Annotated in this window: 13 protein-coding genes; 12 read left to right on the top strand and 1 reads right to left on the bottom strand. The window is 35.8% G+C overall.

Features of this window, described 5'->3' with window-relative positions:
* Positions 1–57: 57 nt before the first annotated feature.
* Positions 58–840, bottom strand: a complete 783-nt coding sequence (locus tag R2Q59_RS07145) for an IclR family transcriptional regulator (RefSeq protein ID WP_316767352.1) — start codon at positions 838–840, stop codon at positions 58–60.
* Positions 841–1,077: 237 nt separating this feature from the next.
* On the opposite strand from R2Q59_RS07145, the gene R2Q59_RS07140 reads away from it, so the two are divergent.
* From R2Q59_RS07140 to R2Q59_RS07085, 12 genes are all read left to right on the top strand, one after another.
* Positions 1,078–3,834, top strand: coding sequence for a family 78 glycoside hydrolase catalytic domain (locus R2Q59_RS07140; protein ID WP_316784751.1), 2,757 nt, complete (start codon positions 1,078–1,080; stop codon positions 3,832–3,834).
* Entirely contained in the window at positions 3,831–4,982 is a 1,152-nt protein-coding gene (locus R2Q59_RS07135) for a glycosylase (protein WP_316784749.1), read from the top strand. Before R2Q59_RS07140 ends, R2Q59_RS07135 begins: the two co-directional genes overlap by 4 nt.
* Positions 4,982–7,396 carry a sugar-binding domain-containing protein gene (locus R2Q59_RS07130; RefSeq protein WP_316784747.1) on the top strand — a complete coding sequence of 805 codons (2,415 nt, stop codon included), beginning with the start codon at positions 4,982–4,984 and terminating at the stop codon, positions 7,394–7,396. Before R2Q59_RS07135 ends, R2Q59_RS07130 begins: the two co-directional genes overlap by 1 nt.
* A gap of 86 nt (positions 7,397–7,482) precedes the next feature.
* Positions 7,483–8,646, top strand: a complete 1,164-nt coding sequence (locus R2Q59_RS07125) for an ABC transporter substrate-binding protein (protein WP_316784745.1) — start codon at positions 7,483–7,485, stop codon at positions 8,644–8,646.
* A complete protein-coding gene (locus R2Q59_RS07120) occupies positions 8,643–9,794 on the top strand; it encodes a CaiB/BaiF CoA-transferase family protein (protein ID WP_316784743.1) in 1,152 nt (383 codons plus the stop codon). The genes R2Q59_RS07125 and R2Q59_RS07120 overlap by 4 nt, the downstream gene beginning before the upstream one ends.
* A gap of 3 nt (positions 9,795–9,797) precedes the next feature.
* Positions 9,798–10,961 (top strand): CaiB/BaiF CoA-transferase family protein, encoded by a 1,164-nt coding sequence (locus R2Q59_RS07115; RefSeq protein WP_316784741.1) that lies wholly within the window; start codon positions 9,798–9,800, stop codon positions 10,959–10,961.
* Positions 10,954–12,192 carry an extracellular solute-binding protein gene (locus R2Q59_RS07110; protein ID WP_316784739.1) on the top strand — a complete coding sequence of 413 codons (1,239 nt, stop codon included), beginning with the start codon at positions 10,954–10,956 and terminating at the stop codon, positions 12,190–12,192. Before R2Q59_RS07115 ends, R2Q59_RS07110 begins: the two co-directional genes overlap by 8 nt.
* A complete protein-coding gene (locus R2Q59_RS07105; RefSeq protein WP_316784737.1) occupies positions 12,189–13,268 on the top strand; it encodes a Gfo/Idh/MocA family oxidoreductase in 1,080 nt (359 codons plus the stop codon). The genes R2Q59_RS07110 and R2Q59_RS07105 overlap by 4 nt, the downstream gene beginning before the upstream one ends.
* 134 nt (positions 13,269–13,402) lie before the next feature.
* A complete protein-coding gene (locus R2Q59_RS07100; RefSeq protein ID WP_316784735.1) occupies positions 13,403–13,843 on the top strand; it encodes a MaoC/PaaZ C-terminal domain-containing protein in 441 nt (146 codons plus the stop codon).
* 105 nt (positions 13,844–13,948) lie between these two features.
* Entirely contained in the window at positions 13,949–15,241 is a 1,293-nt protein-coding gene (gene fucP, locus R2Q59_RS07095; RefSeq protein WP_316784733.1) for an L-fucose:H+ symporter permease, read from the top strand.
* Positions 15,242–15,372: 131 nt separating this feature from the next.
* Positions 15,373–18,804 carry a glycosyl hydrolase gene (locus tag R2Q59_RS07090; RefSeq protein WP_316784731.1) on the top strand — a complete coding sequence of 1,144 codons (3,432 nt, stop codon included), beginning with the start codon at positions 15,373–15,375 and terminating at the stop codon, positions 18,802–18,804.
* Positions 18,805–19,040: 236 nt separating this feature from the next.
* Positions 19,041–20,942, top strand: a complete 1,902-nt coding sequence (locus R2Q59_RS07085; RefSeq protein ID WP_316784729.1) for a glycoside hydrolase family 127 protein — start codon at positions 19,041–19,043, stop codon at positions 20,940–20,942.
* Positions 20,943–20,945: the final 3 nt, after the last annotated feature.

Genomic DNA, 20,945 nt, shown 5'->3' with positions numbered 1-20,945 from the left:
TCAAGAGGCTTGGAGATTTCTTCTAAGGTCGAAATGACGTGAAAGGAAGAAAGGATTTTACAACCCTAAAACCCCAATCCTTTGCTCAATTTTTTTAACACATTTATTAGCTTCAGCTAATATCTCATCGTTCTTTATATTCTTGTTAATATTTAAAGTGCTTAGCATGGAGATGGTTAAACAAGCAATAATACCATTTGTACTGTGTTTTCCTATAGGAAGTGAAATATCTGAAACACCTTCTGCTAAATCACTGGGTTTAAAATAAGCTCCAGTTTCTTTGATATTGGCTAAAGATGCCAAAAATTCATCCCTTTTAGGTTTTGGATATTTCTTGTAAATCGGATTAGCTTTTAAAACTGTGCTTCGCTCTGCTTCATTCATATATGCCAATAAAACTTTACCAGAGGCAGTTAAAGGCAATGGAAATAGGTTTCCTTCTTCAATAGAAAGTGCAATTGGACCCGGACTTTTTGCGTGGATAATTACCATCACTTGATTCATGTATAAAATGCTCAAGTGGCAAGATTGTCTAACTGTATCGGCCAATTCTTCTAAAGGAAACTGTGCAGCTTTTCTCAATTCATCTACAGGAGAGTGGCGATGTGAAAGATAAAAAAGCTTTAAAGATAAACGGTATTTGCCCGAAACTTCATCCCTTAAAATGTAGCCACGGCTCTCTAAGCTCATCAACATCCTGTAAATTTCATTTGGAGTTTTATCAATTCCGATGGCAATTTCCGACTGAGAAAGAGGAATTGATTGGGCTGAAAGGTATTCTAATATATCAAGTCCTTTATCGAGAGCGGGAGCCTGATATTTTGATTCATTTTCGTTCATTGTACCAAATAAATTTTAATGGTTAGTTTTTCAAACATACAAAATGCTTTGTAATTTATTATTTTTCAAGGTAGGTAATTTTTTTAGCTATAAAAAGCTTCATATTTAAAAAAAACATTTATATTTGAATTGAAGCTTATTGTAATTAAAGCATTAGCAACCAAATTATAAACAGATACTATTTGTATCGCATAGCGATTAAATATTAGCAACAACCAATGCTAATTTATTTAAAAAATGAACAGAATTTTAGCCGCTTTCTTATTTTTTGTAATTGCAATTCCCAGTTATGGGCAGCAATTAAAAGTTATTGATTTAACTTGCGAATACAGGACAAATCCGTTAGGGGTTGATGTAGCTAAACCATCCTTAAGCTGGAAACTGCAATCTTCACAATACAATGTTATTCAATCTGCCTATCAAATTATTGTAGCAGATAATTTGGTCGACTTAAAGAACAACAAAGGCAATGTTTGGGATTCTAAAAAACTTGCTTCTAATCAGTCTATTCAAATAAAATATAACGGATTAAAGCTTTTGTCAACCAAAAAATATTATTGGAAAGTTAAGGTTTGGGATAACAAAGGCTCATCTGCTTGGGGCGAACCAGCTTTTTGGCAGATGGGTTTATTAGCTGTTGCCGATTGGAAAGGCGCACAATGGATTGCTTATGATAAAATTGCAGATTCAAATCAAACCAATCTTCCGGTAGATGGAAAGAAAGATACTTTCAAGGAAAATAACATCCTGCCAATGTTCCGCAAAAGTTTTAGCGTTACTAAGTCTATAAAAAAAGCAACAGTTTTTATTTCTGGTTTAGGACATTTTGAAATGAGCTTAAATGGGCAAAAAGTTGGAGACGATTTTTTAGCGCCAGGTTGGACAAAATATAACAAGGAAGCCTTATATGTAACCTATGATTTAACAAAACAATTGAAATCAGGAGAAAACGTAGTTGGCGTAATGTTAGGCAATGGTTTTTATTATGTTCCTCCTGTAAGCTCAAGATATCGTAAATTAAAATCAGCGTTTGGCTATCCAAAAATGATTTGCCGTTTGGCGATAGAATATACAGACGGTACAAGCTCAAACATTATTTCAAACTCTTCTTGGAAAACTACTCCATCTCCAATTACATTTTCAAGCATTTATGGTGGCGAAGATTATAATGCCAATTTAGAGCAAAAGGGTTGGGATTTACCAAGATTCGATGATAGTAAATGGAAATCAGCTTTGCTTGTTGATGGACCAAAATTAAATGCACAAAAAGAAGAACCAGTTAAAATTTTCGAAAATTTTAGTGCGAAAACAATTCAGCCTGTAAATAATGGTGAATGGGTTTATGATTTAGGCCAAAATTCATCAGCAATTATTGAACTGAAAGTTCGAGGTAAAAAGGGAGATACTGTTCGTATTATGCCAGCCGAATTATTAAAAGCAGATGGAACTGTTACGCAGAAAAATTTTGGTGGTCCATCATACTTTACTTATATTTTAAAAGGTAATGGTTTAGAAACTTGGCGACCAAAATTTATGTACACAGGTTTTCGCTACCTACAAGTAAAAGGTGGGGTTCCTATAGGAAAAGAAAATTCATCAAATAAAGCTATTATCGAAGATTTAAAAGGTCTTCACATCCGCAATGCGGCAACAACAGTTGGAGGTTTTACCAGCTCAAATGAACTATTCAATAAAACATTTACCTTAATTGATTGGGCAATTAAAAGTAATATGGTCAGTGTTTTTACCGATTGTCCGCATCGTGAAAAATTAGGCTGGTTAGAAGAATTACACCTAATGGGAAGTTCGGTTCGTTACAATTATAATGTGGCCCCTTTATTTAAAAAAGCTTTGAAGGATATGGAAAATTCGCAAACTGCGGATGGTTTAATCCCTGAAATTGCACCAGAATATGTAAAGTTTGAATGGGGTGGAGATATGTTTCGTGATTCTCCAGAATGGGGCAGTAGCGGTATTTTAATGCCTTGGTATTTGTATCAGTGGTATGGCGATAAACAAGCGATGGTTGATTATTATCCAATGATGAAGCGTTACATCAACTATTTAAAGACAAGGGCTAACAACCATATTTTAGCTCAAGGTTTAGGCGACTGGTACGATTTAGGTCCAAATCCTCCTGGTGTTTCTCAACTAACACCAATGGGCGTTACTGGAACAGCAATCTATTATTACGATTTAACTGTTTTACAGAAAATAGCCAATCTTTTGGGCAGACCGCAAGATGCAATTGTATACAAAAAACTTGCAGCCGAAGTTAGAAAAGCATTTAATGCAAAGTTTTTTAATACAGAAACAAAACAGTATGCAACTGGTAGTCAGGCAGCAAATGCAATGGCTGTTTATATGGAATTGGTTGAACCACAATACAAACAAGCTGTTGTCGAAAATATCTTAAAAGACATTAGAAGCAAAAATAATAGCCTTACCGCAGGAGATATTGGTTATCGTTATTTATTAAGGGTTTTAGAAGATCAAGGAATGTCTGATGTGATATTTGATATGAATAGTCGCTCTGATGTGCCTGGTTATGGAATGCAAATTGCCAAAGGCGCAACGGCTTTAACGGAAAGTTGGGCAGCTTTACCAACTGTTTCTAATAATCATTTCATGCTAGGTCATTTAATGGAATGGTTTTATAGTGGCGTTGGAGGTATTAGGCAAGAAGAAGGAGCTATCGCTTTTAACCAGATTAAAATTCAGCCAGAAATTGTTGGAAATTTAACGTCTGCTAACACAAGCTACAATTCTCCTTATGGTCTAATTACTACCAATTGGAAAAAATCAGCAACTAGTTTTGAATTTGAAGTGAACATTCCGGCAAATACATCAGCTACTGTTTATTTACCAGTAAACGGACCTCAAAGCATAATCAACCAAGGTAATGGAGAATTCAAAATTCTTAATTACGATGGAAACAAAGCAAAAATTGCCATAGGTTCAGGCGTTTATAAATTTAAAGTTCAAAACAAATGAGAAAGATAAGTTTAACGCCTTGGTTTGTGTCTCCACGAACCAAATGTAAGCTTCAAATTTTATTTCTTTTCCTGTTTGTTTATGCATTAAATGTTAGTGCTCAAAAATCTAGTCCCGTTTCTCAAGCAGATATGGAAAAGATTTATCAAGAAATAAAAACACCTTATAAATATGGTTTAGTGTTAGTTCCTAATGATGAGCAACATAAAATGGATTGCCCAACTATTTTCCGAAAGGGAAAACTTTGGTATATGACTTACTTAATTTATAGTGGAAGGGGTTATGAAACTTGGTTGGCAAAAAGTAAGGATTTATTAAACTGGGAAAACCTAGGTAAGCAATTGTCATTTGGTGATGCAGGCAACTGGGATGACAATCAAAAAGCAGGTTACAATGCGTTAACCAATACAAAATGGGAAGGGAATTATAAGCTTTCTAAATTCGATGGCAAATATTGGATGTCTTATTTCGGAGGTAAGGAAAAAGGTTACGAAACTGAACCCTTATCAATTGGAATGGCTTATGTAGAAAGCAATCCTTGGGCTGCACAAGAATGGACAAGATTAGAAAAACCTGTTTTAACTTCAGCAGATGCTGATGTAAGGTGGTGGGAAAACAGGAATAAACTTTTCAAAAGTTCGATAATTCAAGATAAACAGCAATTAACGGGACATCAATTTGTAATGTATTACAATGCTGTTGGCGATTCGTTGGTAAACAATAAAAAAACAAGATGGTACGAACGTATCGGAATGGCTGTTTCTGATGACATGGTGAATTGGAAAAGGTTTCGGAAAAATCCAGTTGTTCATCACCCAGTTGGGATAACAGGAGATGGGGTGATACAGCAGATAAATAATACTTGGGTAATGTTCTATTTCGGTGCATTTTGGGAAGATAGAAAAGGTGCTTTTAACCGTTTTGCAGCATCAAATGATTTAGTAAACTGGACAGATTGGAATGGTGAAAATCTAATTCAGTCTTCAGAAAAATATGATGAATTGTATGCACACAAATCATTTGTATTAAAGCATAAGGGAATTGTTTACCACTTCTATTGTGCGGTAAACAAAAAAGACCAACGAGGAATTGCAGTGGCAACTTCAAAAGATTTAGGGAGAAGTAAAGTGAATTTTGTAAACCAGTAATGATTAATAATTTAAAATATAAAATCTTATTTCTGCTGCTTTTTTTAAGTATTGGAACTTTTGCGCAATCAAGAGTTAGAGCAAGCTTTAATAAAAATTGGAAGTTCTTTTTAGGTGATGAACCGAATGCAAAAAACACAACTTATAATGATACCAAATGGCGAAAACTAACATTACCTCACGATTGGAGCATTGAAGGGAAATTTGACGAGAAAAATCCTGCCAAACCAGAGGGTGGTGGTTTACCAACCGGAATTGGTTGGTATAGAAAAGATTTTATCGCCCCTGCAAATTTTCAAAATAGAATTACAACCATAGAATTTGATGGTGTTTACAAAAACTCAGAGGTTTGGTTAAACGGTCAATTTATTGGCAAGCGTCCGTATGGTTATATCTCGTTCTCATACGATTTAAGCAAATATCTAAAAGCAGGTAAAAATACAATCGTTGTTAAAGTAGATAATTCTGCTCAGCCAGATTCGCGTTGGTATTCAGGTTCTGGAATTTACAGGAATGTATGGTTAACCTCAACCTCAAAAGTTGCCATTGCACATTGGGGAGTTAAAGTAAATCCACAACTTTCTGATGATAGGAGTCGTGTTTTAGTAAATATTGGTACTATCATTTACAATAAAACTAAACGAAATCAAACTGCGGCTTTAATCAATTCTATTTATGATGATAATGGCAAGTTGATAAAAAAGAGTAATCCGTATTTCTTAAAACTGGATACTGGCAACAGAGATATGACTACAGATTTATCTATCAAAAATCCAATTCTTTGGTCGGTAGCTCATCCTCAACAATACAAATTGGTTACTGAGATTTTGCAAAACGGAAAAGTAATCGATAGCAAAACCACATTATTCGGAATTCGTTCATTCAACTTTGATGCTAAAACAGGTTTTTCATTAAATGGAAAATCAATGAAAATTCAAGGGGTTTGCTTACACCACGATTTAGGTGCTTTAGGTGCTGCTGTAAATACAAGGGCAATGGAGCGCCAATTAGAAATTATGAAAGAGATGGGTGTAAATGCAATAAGAACCGCTCATAATCCACCTGCTCCAGAATTTCTAGATTTATGTGATAAAATGGGCTTTTTGGTAATGGATGAAGCTTTTGACATGTGGGTCAAAAAGAAAAACAAGAACGACTACCATTTAGACTTTCCAACTTGGCATAGAAGAGATTTGGATGATATGGTTAAACGTGATATTAATCACCCATCCATCATTTTATGGAGTATTGGAAATGAAATTCGAGAGCAGTTTGACAGTACGGGAATTGCCTTAACCAAGGAATTGGTTTCCATTGTTAAAAACTTGGATAGAACTCGTCCTGTAATTTCAGCGTTAACAGAAACCATTGCAGAAAAAAACTTCATCTATCAAGCGGGTGTTTTAGATATTTACGGACTTAATTACAACCATAAAAAGTACAAGGATTTCCCTATTAATTATCCTAATGTTAAATTTTTGGCAGCAGAAACCACATCCGCATTAGAAACTAGGGGTTATTATGATACAGCCGACACAATTCGCCGTTGGCCGAGAGATGGTAAAACCAAATTTACAGAAGGTAATAAAGATTGGGCAGCTTCGGCCTATGATAATGTTTCTGCTTATTGGGGCTCAACCCATGAAGAAACTTTAAAGGAGGCCAAAAAATACGAGCACGTTTCGGGCATTTTTGTATGGACTGGTTTTGATTATTTGGGTGAACCTTTGCCATATCCGTGGCCAGCCAGAAGTTCTTATTTTGGTATTGTAGATTTAGCGGGTTTCCCGAAAGATTCTTATTATTTGTATCAAAGCGAGTGGACTAACAAACCTGTTTTACACATCTTACCACATTGGAATTGGTCAGTAGGTAAATCTGTTGAAGTTTGGGCTTATTATAACAATGCAGATGAAGTTGAATTGTATCTGAATGGAAAATCACTTGGCAAAAAAAGCAAACAAGGTGAAGATTTACACGTGATGTGGAAGGTGAATTATGAAGTTGGAACGTTAAAAGCCGTTTCTCGCAAAGGCGGAAAAGAAATTTTGGTTAGAGAAATTAAAACAGCAGGTGCTCCAGCTAAAATTGAATTGATAGCCGATAGAAAAAACATTAAAGCTGATGGTAAAGATTTATCATTTATTACCGTTCGCATTTTAGATAAGGATGGCAATCTAGTGCCAAACGCTGATAACCTTGTAAATTTTAAAATAGAAGGAGAAGGATTTATTGCAGGAGTGGATAATGGATTTCAAGCAAGTTTAGAACCTTTTAAAGCTAATTATAGAAAAGCATTTAACGGACTTTGTTTGGCAATAATTAAGGCTAAAGAAAAAGCAGGAACAATAAAATTAACAGCAACATCGAATGGATTAACGAATTCATCGATTATTATAACAACAATGAAGTAGTAAAGATAACTCCCGCAGATTTAACAGATTACGCAGACATATTTAATCTGCGTAATCTGTTAAATCTGCGGGAAAGAAAAGAGAGAATGATGAGTAAGAATATAATTTTAAAAGGAATTACTTGGAACCATAGTCGTGGGTTATTGCCGATGGTGGCAACGGCGCAGCGATTTTCTGAGCTAAATCCTGATGTGCAAATCACATGGGAAAAGAGAAGTTTACAGCAATTTGCAGATTTTTCTATTCAAGAATTGGCAGAGCGATTTGATTTGTTGGTTATCGACCATCCTTGGGCAGGTTTTGCTTCAAAAACCAAGTCAATTATTCCTCTAGATGAGTATTTGCCAGCAGATTATTTAAAAGACCAAGAAATAAACTCTGTTGGTGCGTCTTATGAAAGTTATAATTTTAATAATCATCAATGGGCATTACCGATAGATGCAGCAACTCCTGTTGCGGCTAGCAGACCAGATATTTTAGCTGAAAAAGGATTGTCCTTACCAAAATCTTTTGATGATTTATTGATATTGGCAGATAAAGGTTTGGTTGCTTTTGCAGCTATCCCGATAGACGTTTTAATGAATTTTTACACTTTATGTTGCTCTTTAGGTGAAGACCCTTGTCAAAGTGATGATGTGGTGATTTCTACGGAAATTGGCGTTAAGGCTTTAAAAATGTACCTCCAATTGGCATTAAAAATTGACGTGAGAAACTTCAATAGAAATCCAATTCAAGTTTATGAAGCCATGACACAAAGTGATGAAATTGCTTATTGTCCATTTGCTTATGGTTATTCAAATTATTCAAGAAATGGATATGCTCGCAAACCTTTACATTTCCACGATATGATTTCTTTAGATGGTAAAACTAATTTGAGAAGTACATTAGGCGGAACAGGATTGGCAATTTCGTCTAAATGCGAAAACATAGCAATCGCAGTTGAATATGCAAAATTTGTTGGTTCACCTGCTTGCCAATCAAGTTTATATTTCGAAAGTGGCGGTCAGCCTGGTCATTTAGCTGCTTGGAAAAATAAGGAAGTAAATAGACAAAGCCAGAATTATTATTTGAATACTTTACCAGCTTTAGAAAGAGCATTTCTTCGCCCACGTTACCATGGTTCTATGTTTTTTCAAGACCACGCTGGTGATGTTGTAAGAAATTATTTGATGCAAGGCGGAGATGAATATCAAGTTTTAGCAGATTTAAATAAACTATATCAAGAATCTAAAACCTTAACATTAGCATGAGAAGACCGTTAGAAGGAGTTTTGGTTTTAGAATTTTGTCAATTTTTGGCTGGCCCATCTGCTGGTTTAAGATTGGCAGATTTAGGTGCAAGAGTAATCAAGATTGAAAGGCCGAAAACAGGAGATGCCTGCAGACAATTATCCATCAAAAACCTTTTTGTAGATGATGATAGCCTGCTTTTTCATACCATAAACAGAAATAAAGAAAGCTATGCAGCCGATTTAAAAAATGCCGAAGATTTAGTGCGATTGAAAAAATTAATCAGCAAGGCAGATATCATGATTCACAATTTCAGACCAGGAGTAATGGAGAAAATTGGTTTAGATTATGCTGCAGTGCAACAAATTAACACTAAAATTATTTATGGTCTAGTTACTGGTTATGGCAACGAAGGCCCTTGGGCAAATAAACCTGGACAAGATTTGTTAGTGCAATCAGTTTCTGGCTTAACTTATTTGTCTGGCAGTGATATAGACGGACCAGTTCCATTTGGTTTATCAGTTTCTGATATCATGTGCGGCAACCATTTGGCGCAAGGTTTAATGGCAGCATTAATTAAAAGGGCAAAATCAAATAAAAGTGTTTTGGTTGAAGTTAGCTTGCTAGAATCAATTTTAGATGTTCAATTTGAAGTCATAACCACCTATTTAAATGATGGTGGAAAATTACCAGAACGTAGCGCTGTAAAAGGAAGTGCACACGCTTATTTAAGTGCACCTTATGGAATGTACAAAACAAAAAATGGACATATTGCATTAGCCATGGGCGATTTAAAATTGATTTGCTCAATAATTGATTGTGATATTTCTGATTTATATACAGATGCAAATTCAGCATTTGAAAACCGCGACCAACTGATTTTAAGATTAGGGAAAACGTTTGCCGCTCAGAATAATGAACATTGGCTTGGCTTATTAGAAAGTAATGGGATTTGGTGTGCAGCAGTTTTAAATTATAAAGAAGCTACGAATTTAGATGTTTACAAAAGCTTAAAAATTCAACAAACGTTGGATTTAGGTGAAGGTAGAAAAATAAAAACAACAGCAAGCCCAATTAGATTGGATGGAAATAAATTGCATGCGGCTAAAGCAGCACCGATTTTAGGGCAACACAACGTGGGAATTAATGAAGAGTTTGAATTAAATTAAGATATGAGGCCGCTTGAAGATTATTTAGTTATAGATTTTAGCCAGTTCCTTTCTGGTCCATCTGCAAGTTTGCGTTTGGCAGATATGGGTGCTCGCGTCATAAAAATTGAGCGTTTAGGTGTGGGAGATATTTGTCGCACTTTGTACACTTCTAATTTAATTATGAATGGCGAATCGTCAGTTTTTCACGCCATTAATAGAAATAAAGAGAGTTTTGAAGTCGATTTAAAAAGTGAAGAAGATTGCGAGATGGTTAGAGAATTGCTTAAAAAAGCAGATGTAATGATTCATAACTTCCGTCCAGGTGTTATGGAAAGATTGGGTTTTGACTACCAATCCGTTTCAGCAATTAACCCAAACATCATTTTTGGCGAAATTTCTGGTTTTGGCAAAGAAGAAAGTGTTTGGAGAAATAAACCTGGTCAGGATTTGCTTCTACAATCTGTTACAGGGTTAACTTCCCTAACAGGAAACGCTGATAGTGGCCCAGTGGCGATGGGTTTATCCATTATAGATATGTTAACTGGAGCTCATTTAGCGCAAGGACTTTTGGCTTGTTTATATCGCAAAGCCATTACAAATGAAGGTGGATTAGTGCAAGTTAGTATGATGGAATCAGCTTTCGATTTCCAATTTGAAACCATCACTACCTTTATGAATGATGGTGGTGCATTGCCAGAACGTTCAGTTAAAAACAATGCTAATGCTTATCTAGGCGCTCCTTATGGTATTTATCAAACAGCAAACGGTTATTTAGCCTTAGCTATGGGCTCAATTCCTGTATTAGGAAACTTATTAGGATGTGGGGCTATGCTAAACTATACAGATATCAAAGAAGCATTTGATAAACGAGATGAAATTAAGGCAATAATAGCCGAACATTTATTAACAGGAACAACCGAAAAATGGCTTTCTAAACTAGAACCTGCAGATATTTGGTGTGCCGATGTATTAAATTGGGAACAATTAATGGCTCACGATGGATTTAAGGTTTTAGATATGATACAAGAAGTAGAAATGCTTGATGGTTATAAATATGAAACTACGCGTTGTCCTGTTCGTATTGATGGAGAATTATTAACTTCATCGAAAGGTTCACCTAAGTTGGGGCAGGATAATGAAAAAATCATTAAAGAGTTTAATTTAAAATCTATCGCTAGTGCATAATCCACAACAAACATTTAGAATTGCCGTACGCAAATTTGCTCCATTTGAATCTGTAATGCAGAAATTTTGGGATAAATATTGCCTGCAATCTGGCTGTAAATTAGTTTTGGACATGGTGGTGATGGATTTACACGAAATCTACGAAAGCACTTTAACTAATAATGGTTTAGCTAATGGAGATTTTGATGTAGCGCATATCAATACCGATTGGATTTATGAAGGTTTTGTAAACGATGCTTTTGAAGTTTTAAATGATAACATCGAAAAAAATCCGCCAGTAAATTTTCCTGATGGATGGAGCAAATCCTTATTAAGTCTGCAAAATTTCGATGGAAAAATAGTTGGATTACCTTTTCACGATGGTCCAGAATGTTTAATCTATAGAAAAGACCTTTTCGAAAGCCATAAAGAACAAGCGGATTATTTAGCCAAATACGGTAAAAATTTAAGAGTGCCACAAACGTGGGAAGACTTTACTCAAATTGCCGAGTTTTTTAATCGCCCTGCGGATAATTTATACGGAAGTATCTTTGCCTGTTACCCAGATGGACACAATACCGTATTCGATTATTGCCTCCAATTATGGACCAGAGGCGGAAGTCTAGTCGATAAAAATGGTTCGATTAACATCAATACAAAAGCATCAATCGAAGGTTTGAGCTATTATAGGAACATTGTAAAGGATAAAACAAAAGTTCATCCAGGCTCTGCTGAATTTGATTCTGTTGCTGCAGGTTTAGCATTTATGAATGGTGAGGCAGCAATGATGATTAACTGGTTTGGTTTTGCAGCAATGTGTGAAGTGGATGCAAATTCAAAAGTAAAAGGCAAAATTTATGTAGATGTTTTGCCATCTGCTGCCGACCAAATATCGGCTTCGCTAAATGTTTATTGGCTTTATACCATTGGGAAAGGAAGTAAGAACAAGACTATTGCTTATGATTTTCTCCGTTTTGTTACAAACCAGGAGAACGATAAACTTTTAACTTTAGAAGGGGGAATTGGTTGCAGAATCTCTAGTTGGAATGATGCTGAGATTAATAAAATTATTCCATATTATCATAAACTAGATGTTTTACATACAGTGGCTAAGATGTTGCCTCAGAAGAAAAATTGGGCACAAATTGCAACAGTAATTGATGAAATGGTGCTTGCTGCAATTAACACAAATGAACCAACAGAAATATTGGTTGAATTGGCGCAGCAGAAAATTAATGAATTAGAGAAATGAGTATCGATATCAAATATAAACCTGAACTTCCAACAACTGAGCAACCCATCATCATAATTGGTGCAGGAGGAATTGTAACTGATGCGCATTTGCCAGCTTACCAAATAGCAGGTTTTAAAGTTCATGGCATTGTAAATAGAACCAAAGCAAGGGCAGAAAAGGTAGCGGCTCAGTTTAATATCCCAAATGTTTATAATTCTGTTGCCGAAGCTGTAAAATTAGCTCCTGCAAATGTGGTTTACGATTTAACCATCATGCCAGAGCAATATTTGGAGACTTTAAAGCAGTTGCCAGATGGGAGTGCTATTTTAATTCAGAAGCCAATGGGCGATGATTTTAATCAGGCAAAAGAGATTTTAGCGTTATGTAGGGAAAAGGATTTTAAAGCGGCAATTAATTTTCAATTACGCTATGCGCCATTTGTAAGTGCAGCAAAATATTTAATAGATGCTGGTTTAATTGGAGAGTTATATGATATGGAAGTTCGTGTAACGATTAAAACGCCTTGGGAAATTTTTCCTCACGTAATTGTGCATCCTCGATTAGAAATTCAATACCACAGTATCCATTATGTGGATTTAATTCGCTCATTTTTAGGTAATCCTGATAGTGTATTGGCTAAAACATTGAAACATCCTGCTAAGAATTTATCATCATCTCGTAGTACGATTTTATTTGATTATGGAGATATTTTACACGCGGTAATAAACACTAACCACGACCACGATTTTGGTGCTAAACATCAAGAAAGTTATATCAAATGGGAGGGAACAAAAGGCGCAATTGTGGCTAAAATAGGTTTGCTGATGGATTATCCTCACGGAGTGCCTGATGTTTTTGAATATTGTATTGTAGAAGAAGGTAAATCGCCCGAATGGCAAACGGTTAAATTAGAGGGATCTTGGTTTCCAGAAGCATTTATTGGTACGATGTCTAACTTAATGAGGTATAATGAAGGCTCAGATAAAGTATTAAATACTAGTGTAGAAGATGTAATTAATACAATGGCGGTTGTAGAAAGTGCTTATATTTCAAGCGATAATGGTGGGGTAAAAGTGAGTGAACAATTAAAATAATAAATTGAGCGTCATTGCGAGGAGGTACGACGAAGCAATCTGCTAAGAGCGCTGGGTAAATAAAATACAAAACCCACCACACTTTCAGAAGTATCGGAGCAAGCCCTCACAATGACGACACTAAATAAAAAATTATGTATTTCAAATCAACATTTTTTGAAGATTACCAGTTAAACGAGAAACGTGTAACCTTGGGTCGCACCATTACAGAAACTGATTTTGTGGTTCATGCTGGTCACACAGGTGATTTTTTTCCTCATCATATGGATGCAGAATGGTGTGCAACACAACCGTTCAAGCAGCGTATTGCTCACGGTACAATGATTTTTAGCATCGGAATTGGATTAACAGCATCAGAAATAAACCCTGAAGCCATGTCTAAAGGTTACGATAAATTACGTTTTGTTAAACCTGTTTTTATTGGCGATACCATTCATTCGGAAGTGACCATTTCAGAAAAAGCAGAAGCTAAAAAACCAGAATACGGAACAGTAACCGAACACGTAGAAATCATCAACCAACGCGGAGAAATCGTTTTAGTATGCGACCATCTTTTAGTTGTGAAAAAGAAGTAGTTCATTTGTTCATCAGTTCATTGGGCAGTACGCATATTAATGAACAAATGACACTAATGAACTATTGAACCAATGACACCATTGAACTAAACAAAAAACCAAAATATGAACCACACCAATCAACCTGAACTAATTACTGCTGATGAAAACTCATCTGGCAAAAAGTATTTATTGCCCTTTATCCTTGTTATCAGCCTGTTTTTCCTCTGGGGAATGGCACATAACTTAGATTCATTTCTAATACCTCACTTAAAAAAAGCCTGTGATTTAAATAACAGACAATCTACCTTGATAGATACGTCTGTTTTTTTAGCTTATTTCTTGATGGCAATTCCTGCCGGGATGATTTTAAAAAGATTCGGCTACAAAACGAGTATGATTGCAGGAATATTAGTATTTGCTACAGGAGCATTTTTATTTGTACCCGCTGCTAACTCTCTTTCATATATAACATTCTTAATAGCTTTATTTATCATTGGTTGTGGCTTAACTATTTTAGAAACAACAGCAAATCCATATGCTGCTGTTCTTGGAGAACCAGCTAAATCCACTTGGAGATTGAATTTGGCGGCTTCATTTAATGGTTTGGCTGCACCTGTCGCAGGCTATGTAGGTGCCACTTTTATCTTATCAGGAAAAAGTTACTCCAAAGTGGAGTTAGCTGCAATGACGGAGCTTAATCGAAACTCTTATTTTATGGAGGAAGCGTCGTCTGTGAAAATGCCATATATTGTATTAGGTAGTGTTTTAGTAGTTATTGCGTTAATTTTTTGTTTTATCAATTTTCCAGAAATAAAGACAAAAAGTATTGATGGAGAAGCAAAGGGTAGCTTTATTGGTTCACTAAGACATAAGCATTTAAGGTCAGCAGTTATTGCACAGTTTTTTTATGTAGGTGCTCAAGTATGTGTAACTAGCTTTTTTGTTAGAATGGCACAACAAGGGGGGGGCTTAGATGAAAAAACAGCAGGTTATTATTATGCTGTCTATGGAACTTTATTTATGGTTGGCAGATTTGCAGGAACTGCTTTATTAAGGTTTATTGCTTCACAAAAGCTACTTTCAATTTATGCTGTTGTTTCTGTTGTGCTTTGCTTAATTGCAATTCTTGGTCAAGGTCAATATGTTGTTTATGCCCTGGGAGGTTTGGGTTTCTTTATGTCTATTATGTTTCCAACTATTTTTGGTTTAGGTATTGAAGGCATTGGAGATGATACAAAACCAGGGTCATCTTGGTTAATCATGTCAATTGTTGGTGGTGCTATTATTCCCCTAGGAATGGCAACTTTAATAGATATGAATAATGATAACATCCAAATTGGTTACAGTATTCCATTAGTTTGCTTTTTAGTTATTCTTTATTTCGGATTAAAAGGTTATAAAATCGCTCATAAATAGTACAACTTCGTCATTGCAAGGAGGAACGACGAAGCAATCTATCCAGCAAGAAAGATTGCTTCGGGCGATGAAAAATCGACCTCCGAAGTATCGGAGCAGGCTCTCGCAATGACGATATATTTAAATAAAAAATGAAACCAACGTTTAGCAAAATTTTCTTATTCCTTCTGCTTTGCGTCTTTAGCTTTAAGCTTAATGCACAGCAGAATGATAATGCTAAACCTTGGGTTTTTTGGTATTGGGTACAATCAGGTATTTCTAAAAAAGAAATTACAGCCGATTTAGAAGCAATGAAAACCAACGGAATTGGCGGTGCTTACCTCATGACTATCAAAGGTGGGAAATCATCAACTCCTTCATTATATGAAAAACCAGTAGAGCAATTAACGCCCGAATGGTGGGAGATGGTAAAGTTTGCCATGGATGAAGCCAAACGCTTGGATTTGAAATTAGGCATGCACGTAAGCGATGGTTTTGCCCTTGCTGGCGGACCTTGGATTACGCCAGAACTATCTATGCAAAAGGTAGTTTCATCGAAGATAACTGTCAATGCATCAGATACTAAAATTAAATTACCTCAACCAGAAACAAAGGAAGGTTATTATAAAGATATCGCTGTTTATGCTTATCCTTCACCGATAGGAACAAACCAATCTACACGAACAATTATTCCGAAAATTACAGCTAGTAATGGTGCGGATGCAAGTGGATTAGTTAAGCAAGGTAATAAACAAAACTTTGGTTCAAGCGAACCACTTTATATTCAGTATGAATTCGAAAAGCCTTTCACTTGTCGCACAGTTAAGATTAAGGTAAGCGGTAACAATTACCAAGCACAGCGATTAAAAATTGAAGTAAGTAATGATGGTAAAACCTTCCGTTCAATTGGGAGACTAGAACCACCAAGACATGGTTGGCAAGATACTGATGAGGATGTAACGCATTCCATCGTGCCAACTACAGCTAAAATTTTCCGTTTTGTGTATGATAAAACTGGTTCTGAACCTGGCTCAGAAGATTTAGATGCTGCAAAATGGAAACCTTCTTTAAAATTGGTAAACCTAGAATTATTTGCAGAAGCTCAAATTAATCAGTTTGAAGGTAAAAATGGCTCAATTTGGCGCATCATTAGAAGAACAACAAACGAGCAATTGCCAAATAATTTATGTGTGCCATTAAATAAAATGATTAACCTAACTGCAAAGTTAAAAGCTGATGGCAGTTTAGATTGGAAAGTGCCTGCAGGTAATTGGACAATCTTAAGAATTGGGCATACCTCAACAGGGCAAACAAATGCAACTGGTGGTGCTGCAATAGGATTAGAGGTTGATAAATTTAATCCGACAGCAGTAAAATTACAGTTTAACAAATGGTATGGAGAGGCTTTAAAACGTGGTGGACCAGAAATAGCTTCTAAAGTTTTAAGCATGTTCCATGTTGATAGCTGGGAATGCGGTAGCCAGAATTGGTCAAGTAATTTTAAGGCTGAGTTTTTAAAGCGCAGAGGATATGATTTAACGCCTTATCTTCCTGTTATGACTGGTTTACCTGTGCAAAGTGCTTCAGTTTCTGAAAGCTTTTTATATGATGTGAGAAAGACCATTTCTGAATTGGTTGTCGACCAGTTTTACAAAACCCTTGCAGCTTTAGCTAAAGAAAAAGGTGTAACATTTACCGCAGAAAGTATTGCGCCAACAATGATGAGTGATGGTTTATTACATTACAAAACCGTAGATGTGCCAATGGGCGAATTTTGGTTGAACAGTCCAACTCACGATAAACCAAATGATATGTTAGATGCTATTTCTGGTGCTCATATCTATGGCAAGAACATTATTCAAGCTGAAGCTTTTACCACGGTAAGAATGGACTGGAATGAAAGTCCGATGAATATGAAAACCTTGCAAGACCGAAATTATGCCTTAGGAATAAATAAATTGGTTTATCACGTTTTTACGCATAATCCCTGGATGGATAGAAAGCCAGGAATGACTTTAGATGGTGTTGGTCTGTATTTTCAACGTGACCAGACTTGGTGGAATGCTAGTAAAGCTTGGGTTGATTATGCTACAAGAACACAAAATTTATTACAACAAGGTAAACCTGTAGTTGATATTGTTGTGTTTACAGGAGAAGAACTGCCTCGTCGCTCAGTATTGCCAGATAGATTAGTTTCTACTTTGCCAGGTCTTTTTGGAGCCGATGTAGTTGAAGCTGAAAAGAAACGTTTAGCAAACTTTGGTGAGCCTTTAAGGTCAATTCCAGCTGGCGTTTCTCATTCGGCTAATATGGCCGACCCAGAGAATTGGGTAAACCCATTGAGGGGTTATGCTTATGATAGTTTTAATCCTGATGTTTTAAGCACAGCAACCGTAAAGAATGGGGAAGTTGTATTTGCTAGTGGTGCATCTTATAAGGTTTTGGTTATTCCAGGTGATATGAAAATGAACCCAAATTACCAATATATGAGCTATGAAGTGGTAAAGAAATTGGTAGAGTTGGTAAAGGCAGGTGCAAAGATTATAGTTGGAGAAAAACCATTATATCAAATTGGATTAAAGAAAGTTAGCGATGTTGAGTTTAATGGTTTAGTTAATCAAATTTGGGGAGGAAAGTTTATTGAAATTAAGAAGGATTTTAAAGATAATTATAACTCAACTTTAGAAAAAGTAATCGGCTCTGGGAGAGTAATTCTAGCACCTTTTAAAAGGTCAAGTTTTATTGATATTGGAATAGAACCGGATTTGTCGGTAACTGAGGGCTGTACTTCAGAAATGATAACTTTTGTTAAAAACATTGCTTATACTCACCGGAAAGCCATAGATAAAGATATTTATTTTATATCTAATCAACTAACAGAAGGAAGAGCAGTTGATTTTACTTTCCGAATTAAAGATAAAATTCCTGTTGTTTTTGATGCAGTTAGTAATCAGAATACTGAAGTAAAAGAATGGTACTCTTTTGGTGAAGGTACAAGATTTAGAATGAATTTGGTTCCTAATCAATCTCTGTTCGTATTTTTTGAAAAGCCAACAGCTGATACTTCATATAATACTGGAAATAATTGGAAAATCTTTAAACCCATCCAAAATCTTTCTACAAACTGGCAAGTCAAATTCAATCCATCTTATGGTGGTCCATCAACACCTGTTGAATTTAAAACTTTAACCGACTGGACATTAAATGCAGATAGCACCATCAAATATTATTCTGGTAGAGCAACTTATACCAAAACATTCAACTTTGAAGCTAAAACAACCAATAAAGTTTGGATAGATTTAGGTGCTTTCTCCAGCATCGCTGAAGTAAAAATAAACGGAATTGATTGTGGTACTTTATGGACTGCACCATTTGAATTAGAAGTAAGCAAGGCTTTAAAACAAGGCGAAAACCAAATCGAAATACAAATAACAAATACTTGGGCTAATCGTTTAATTGGAGATAGTCATTTGCTTGTTGATAAACGAATTACAAATACTACTGCACCTTTTCGTTTAGGTGGAAAACCATTAAATCCCGCTGGTTTATTTGGGCCAGTTACCCTTAAAATTGAAGAGAAATAATGATGAAAAAACTTTATAGAAACTACGGACTTTCTGTCTTTCCGACTTTCCGACTTCTTTCTTTTAACCGCAAAGGCACAAAGAACACAAAGATTTGTTATTCAACTTCCCGACTTTCGGTCTTTCCGACTTTCGGACTAATAATATTACTCTCTCTAGCGATAACCTCCAACGCCCAACAAAACGCCATAACCTACAATACCAATAGTCCTTACGCTAAATTGAAAAGTTTAGATATGAAGGATGTAACTTGGACAAAGGGTTTCTGGGCAGACCGTTTTAAGGTGGCAACTGAAACTATGGTGCCAAATATGTGGGCAATTTATAACGACCCTAAAACCAGCCACGCTTTTAAAAACTTTGAAATTGCTGCCGGATTAGATACTGGAAGCCATAAAGGACCCTCTTTCCATGATGGCGATTATTACAAAACCTTAGAAGCAATGGCAAGTTTGTACGCTTCAACTGGTAATCCGAAATTGAATGAAATGATGGATAAAGCCATTGCGGTTATTGCTAAATCACAACGTGAAGATGGTTATATCTACACCAAAGCAATGATTGAACAACGCAAAACAGGCTCAAAAAACCAGTTTCAAGATAGGTTAAGTTTCGAAGCCTATAATATTGGGCATTTAATGACAGCTGCTTGTGTGCATTACCGTGCTACGGGGAAAACATCTCTTTTAAACGTAGCTAAAAAAGCAACAGAATATCTGTACAATTTCTATAAAACAGCATCCCCAACATTGGCTCGAAATGCAATTTGTCCTTCTCATTATATGGGTGTAATAGAAATGTATCGCACTACGAAAGAGCCAAGATATTTAGAACTGGCCAAACATCTCATCGCCATTAAAGGTAAAATTGATGATGGAACTGACGATAATCAAGATAGAATTCCATTTCTTCAACAGAAAAAAGCCACTGGTCACGCTGTTAGGGCAAGTTATTTATATGCTGGCGTAGCCGATTTATATTCAGAAACTGGAAACGATAGTTTAATGAAATCTTTAAACTTGATGTGGAATGATGTAAATAGCCACAAAATGTATGTAACTGGTGGATTAGGTTCTTTATATGACGGAACTTCGCCAGATGGAACTTCTTATAACCCTAATGACGTACAAAAAATACATCAGGCATTTGGTAGAGATTATCAATTACCAAACTTTACGGCTCATAATGAAACCTGCGCCAACATTGGTAATGTACTTTGGAATTGGAGAATGTTGCAATTAACAGGCGATGCAAAATATGCTGATGTAATGGAATTAGCTTTGCATAACAGTGTTTTATCGGGCATCAGCCTAAATGGCAAAAACTTTTTATACACCAATCCGCTAGCGCAAAGCGATAATTTACCTTTTAAACAGCGCTGGTCTAAAGATAGGGTTCCCTACATTTCTTTATCCAATTGTTGTCCGCCAAATGTGGTGCGTACAATTGCCGAAGTAAGTGCTTATGCTTACAGCGTATCCGATAAAGGAATTTGGTTTAACCTGTATGGTGGCAACAAAGTAAATACTAAACTGGCAGATGGCGCTAAAATTAGCCTTTCTGAAGTAACCAATTATCCTTGGGATGGAAATATTAAGGTTTCGGTTAATGAAACTGCTGGTAAAGCTTATTCGATGTTTTTCCGCATACCAGGATGGACGAGCAATGCGAAAATCAACATCAATGGAAAACCTTCAAATATCGTAGCAAAATCTGGAACCTATGCAGAAGTAAATAGAACCTGGAAAGTTGGCGATGTAGTTGAATTGATTTTACCAATGGAAGCTCAATTAATCGAATCAAATCCATTGGTTGAAGAAAATAGAAATCAAGTAGCTGTTAAAAGGGGGCCAGTTGTTTACTGTCTAGAATCTAATGATTTCCAAGGAAAAAATATCTTCAACGCTGTTATCCCTTCTTCAATAATGTTAAAAGCAATGCCAATTACTATTGATGGCGCACAAATGATGAGCTTGGAAGGGTTTGCAAAATTGAGAGCAAAAACAGATTGGACAAATACACTTTATCATCCAATTTCAAAAACTAATGAAACCACTCCAATAAAACTTGTTCCATATTTTGCTTGGGGCAATAGAGGTCACTCAGAAATGTCGGTTTGGTTGCCGTTAAGCAGATAAAAA

Source organism: Pedobacter frigiditerrae (assembly GCF_032678705.1).
Taxonomy (GTDB): Bacteria; Bacteroidota; Bacteroidia; order Sphingobacteriales; family Sphingobacteriaceae; genus Pedobacter; species Pedobacter frigiditerrae_A.
Note: the sequence above shows the minus strand (reverse complement) of the source record. Positions and strands in the feature narration are given on the sequence as shown.

What these genes read in the sequence shown, in the direction of transcription:
- R2Q59_RS07145 (WP_316767352.1), bottom strand. Translation starts at nt 840, where the DNA reads ATGAACGAAAATGAATCAAAATATCAGGCTCCCGCTCTCGATAAAGGA.
- R2Q59_RS07140 (WP_316784751.1), top strand. Translation starts at nt 1,078, where the DNA reads ATGAACAGAATTTTAGCCGCTTTCTTATTTTTTGTAATTGCAATTCCC.
- R2Q59_RS07135 (WP_316784749.1), top strand. Translation starts at nt 3,831, where the DNA reads ATGAGAAAGATAAGTTTAACGCCTTGGTTTGTGTCTCCACGAACCAAA.
- R2Q59_RS07130 (WP_316784747.1), top strand. Translation starts at nt 4,982, where the DNA reads ATGATTAATAATTTAAAATATAAAATCTTATTTCTGCTGCTTTTTTTA.
- R2Q59_RS07125 (WP_316784745.1), top strand. Translation starts at nt 7,483, where the DNA reads ATGATGAGTAAGAATATAATTTTAAAAGGAATTACTTGGAACCATAGT.
- R2Q59_RS07120 (WP_316784743.1), top strand. Translation starts at nt 8,643, where the DNA reads ATGAGAAGACCGTTAGAAGGAGTTTTGGTTTTAGAATTTTGTCAATTT.
- R2Q59_RS07115 (WP_316784741.1), top strand. Translation starts at nt 9,798, where the DNA reads ATGAGGCCGCTTGAAGATTATTTAGTTATAGATTTTAGCCAGTTCCTT.
- R2Q59_RS07105 (WP_316784737.1), top strand. Translation starts at nt 12,189, where the DNA reads ATGAGTATCGATATCAAATATAAACCTGAACTTCCAACAACTGAGCAA.
- R2Q59_RS07100 (WP_316784735.1), top strand. Translation starts at nt 13,403, where the DNA reads ATGTATTTCAAATCAACATTTTTTGAAGATTACCAGTTAAACGAGAAA.
- fucP (WP_316784733.1), top strand. Translation starts at nt 13,949, where the DNA reads ATGAACCACACCAATCAACCTGAACTAATTACTGCTGATGAAAACTCA.
- R2Q59_RS07090 (WP_316784731.1), top strand. Translation starts at nt 15,373, where the DNA reads ATGAAACCAACGTTTAGCAAAATTTTCTTATTCCTTCTGCTTTGCGTC.
- R2Q59_RS07085 (WP_316784729.1), top strand. Translation starts at nt 19,041, where the DNA reads ATGAAGGATGTAACTTGGACAAAGGGTTTCTGGGCAGACCGTTTTAAG.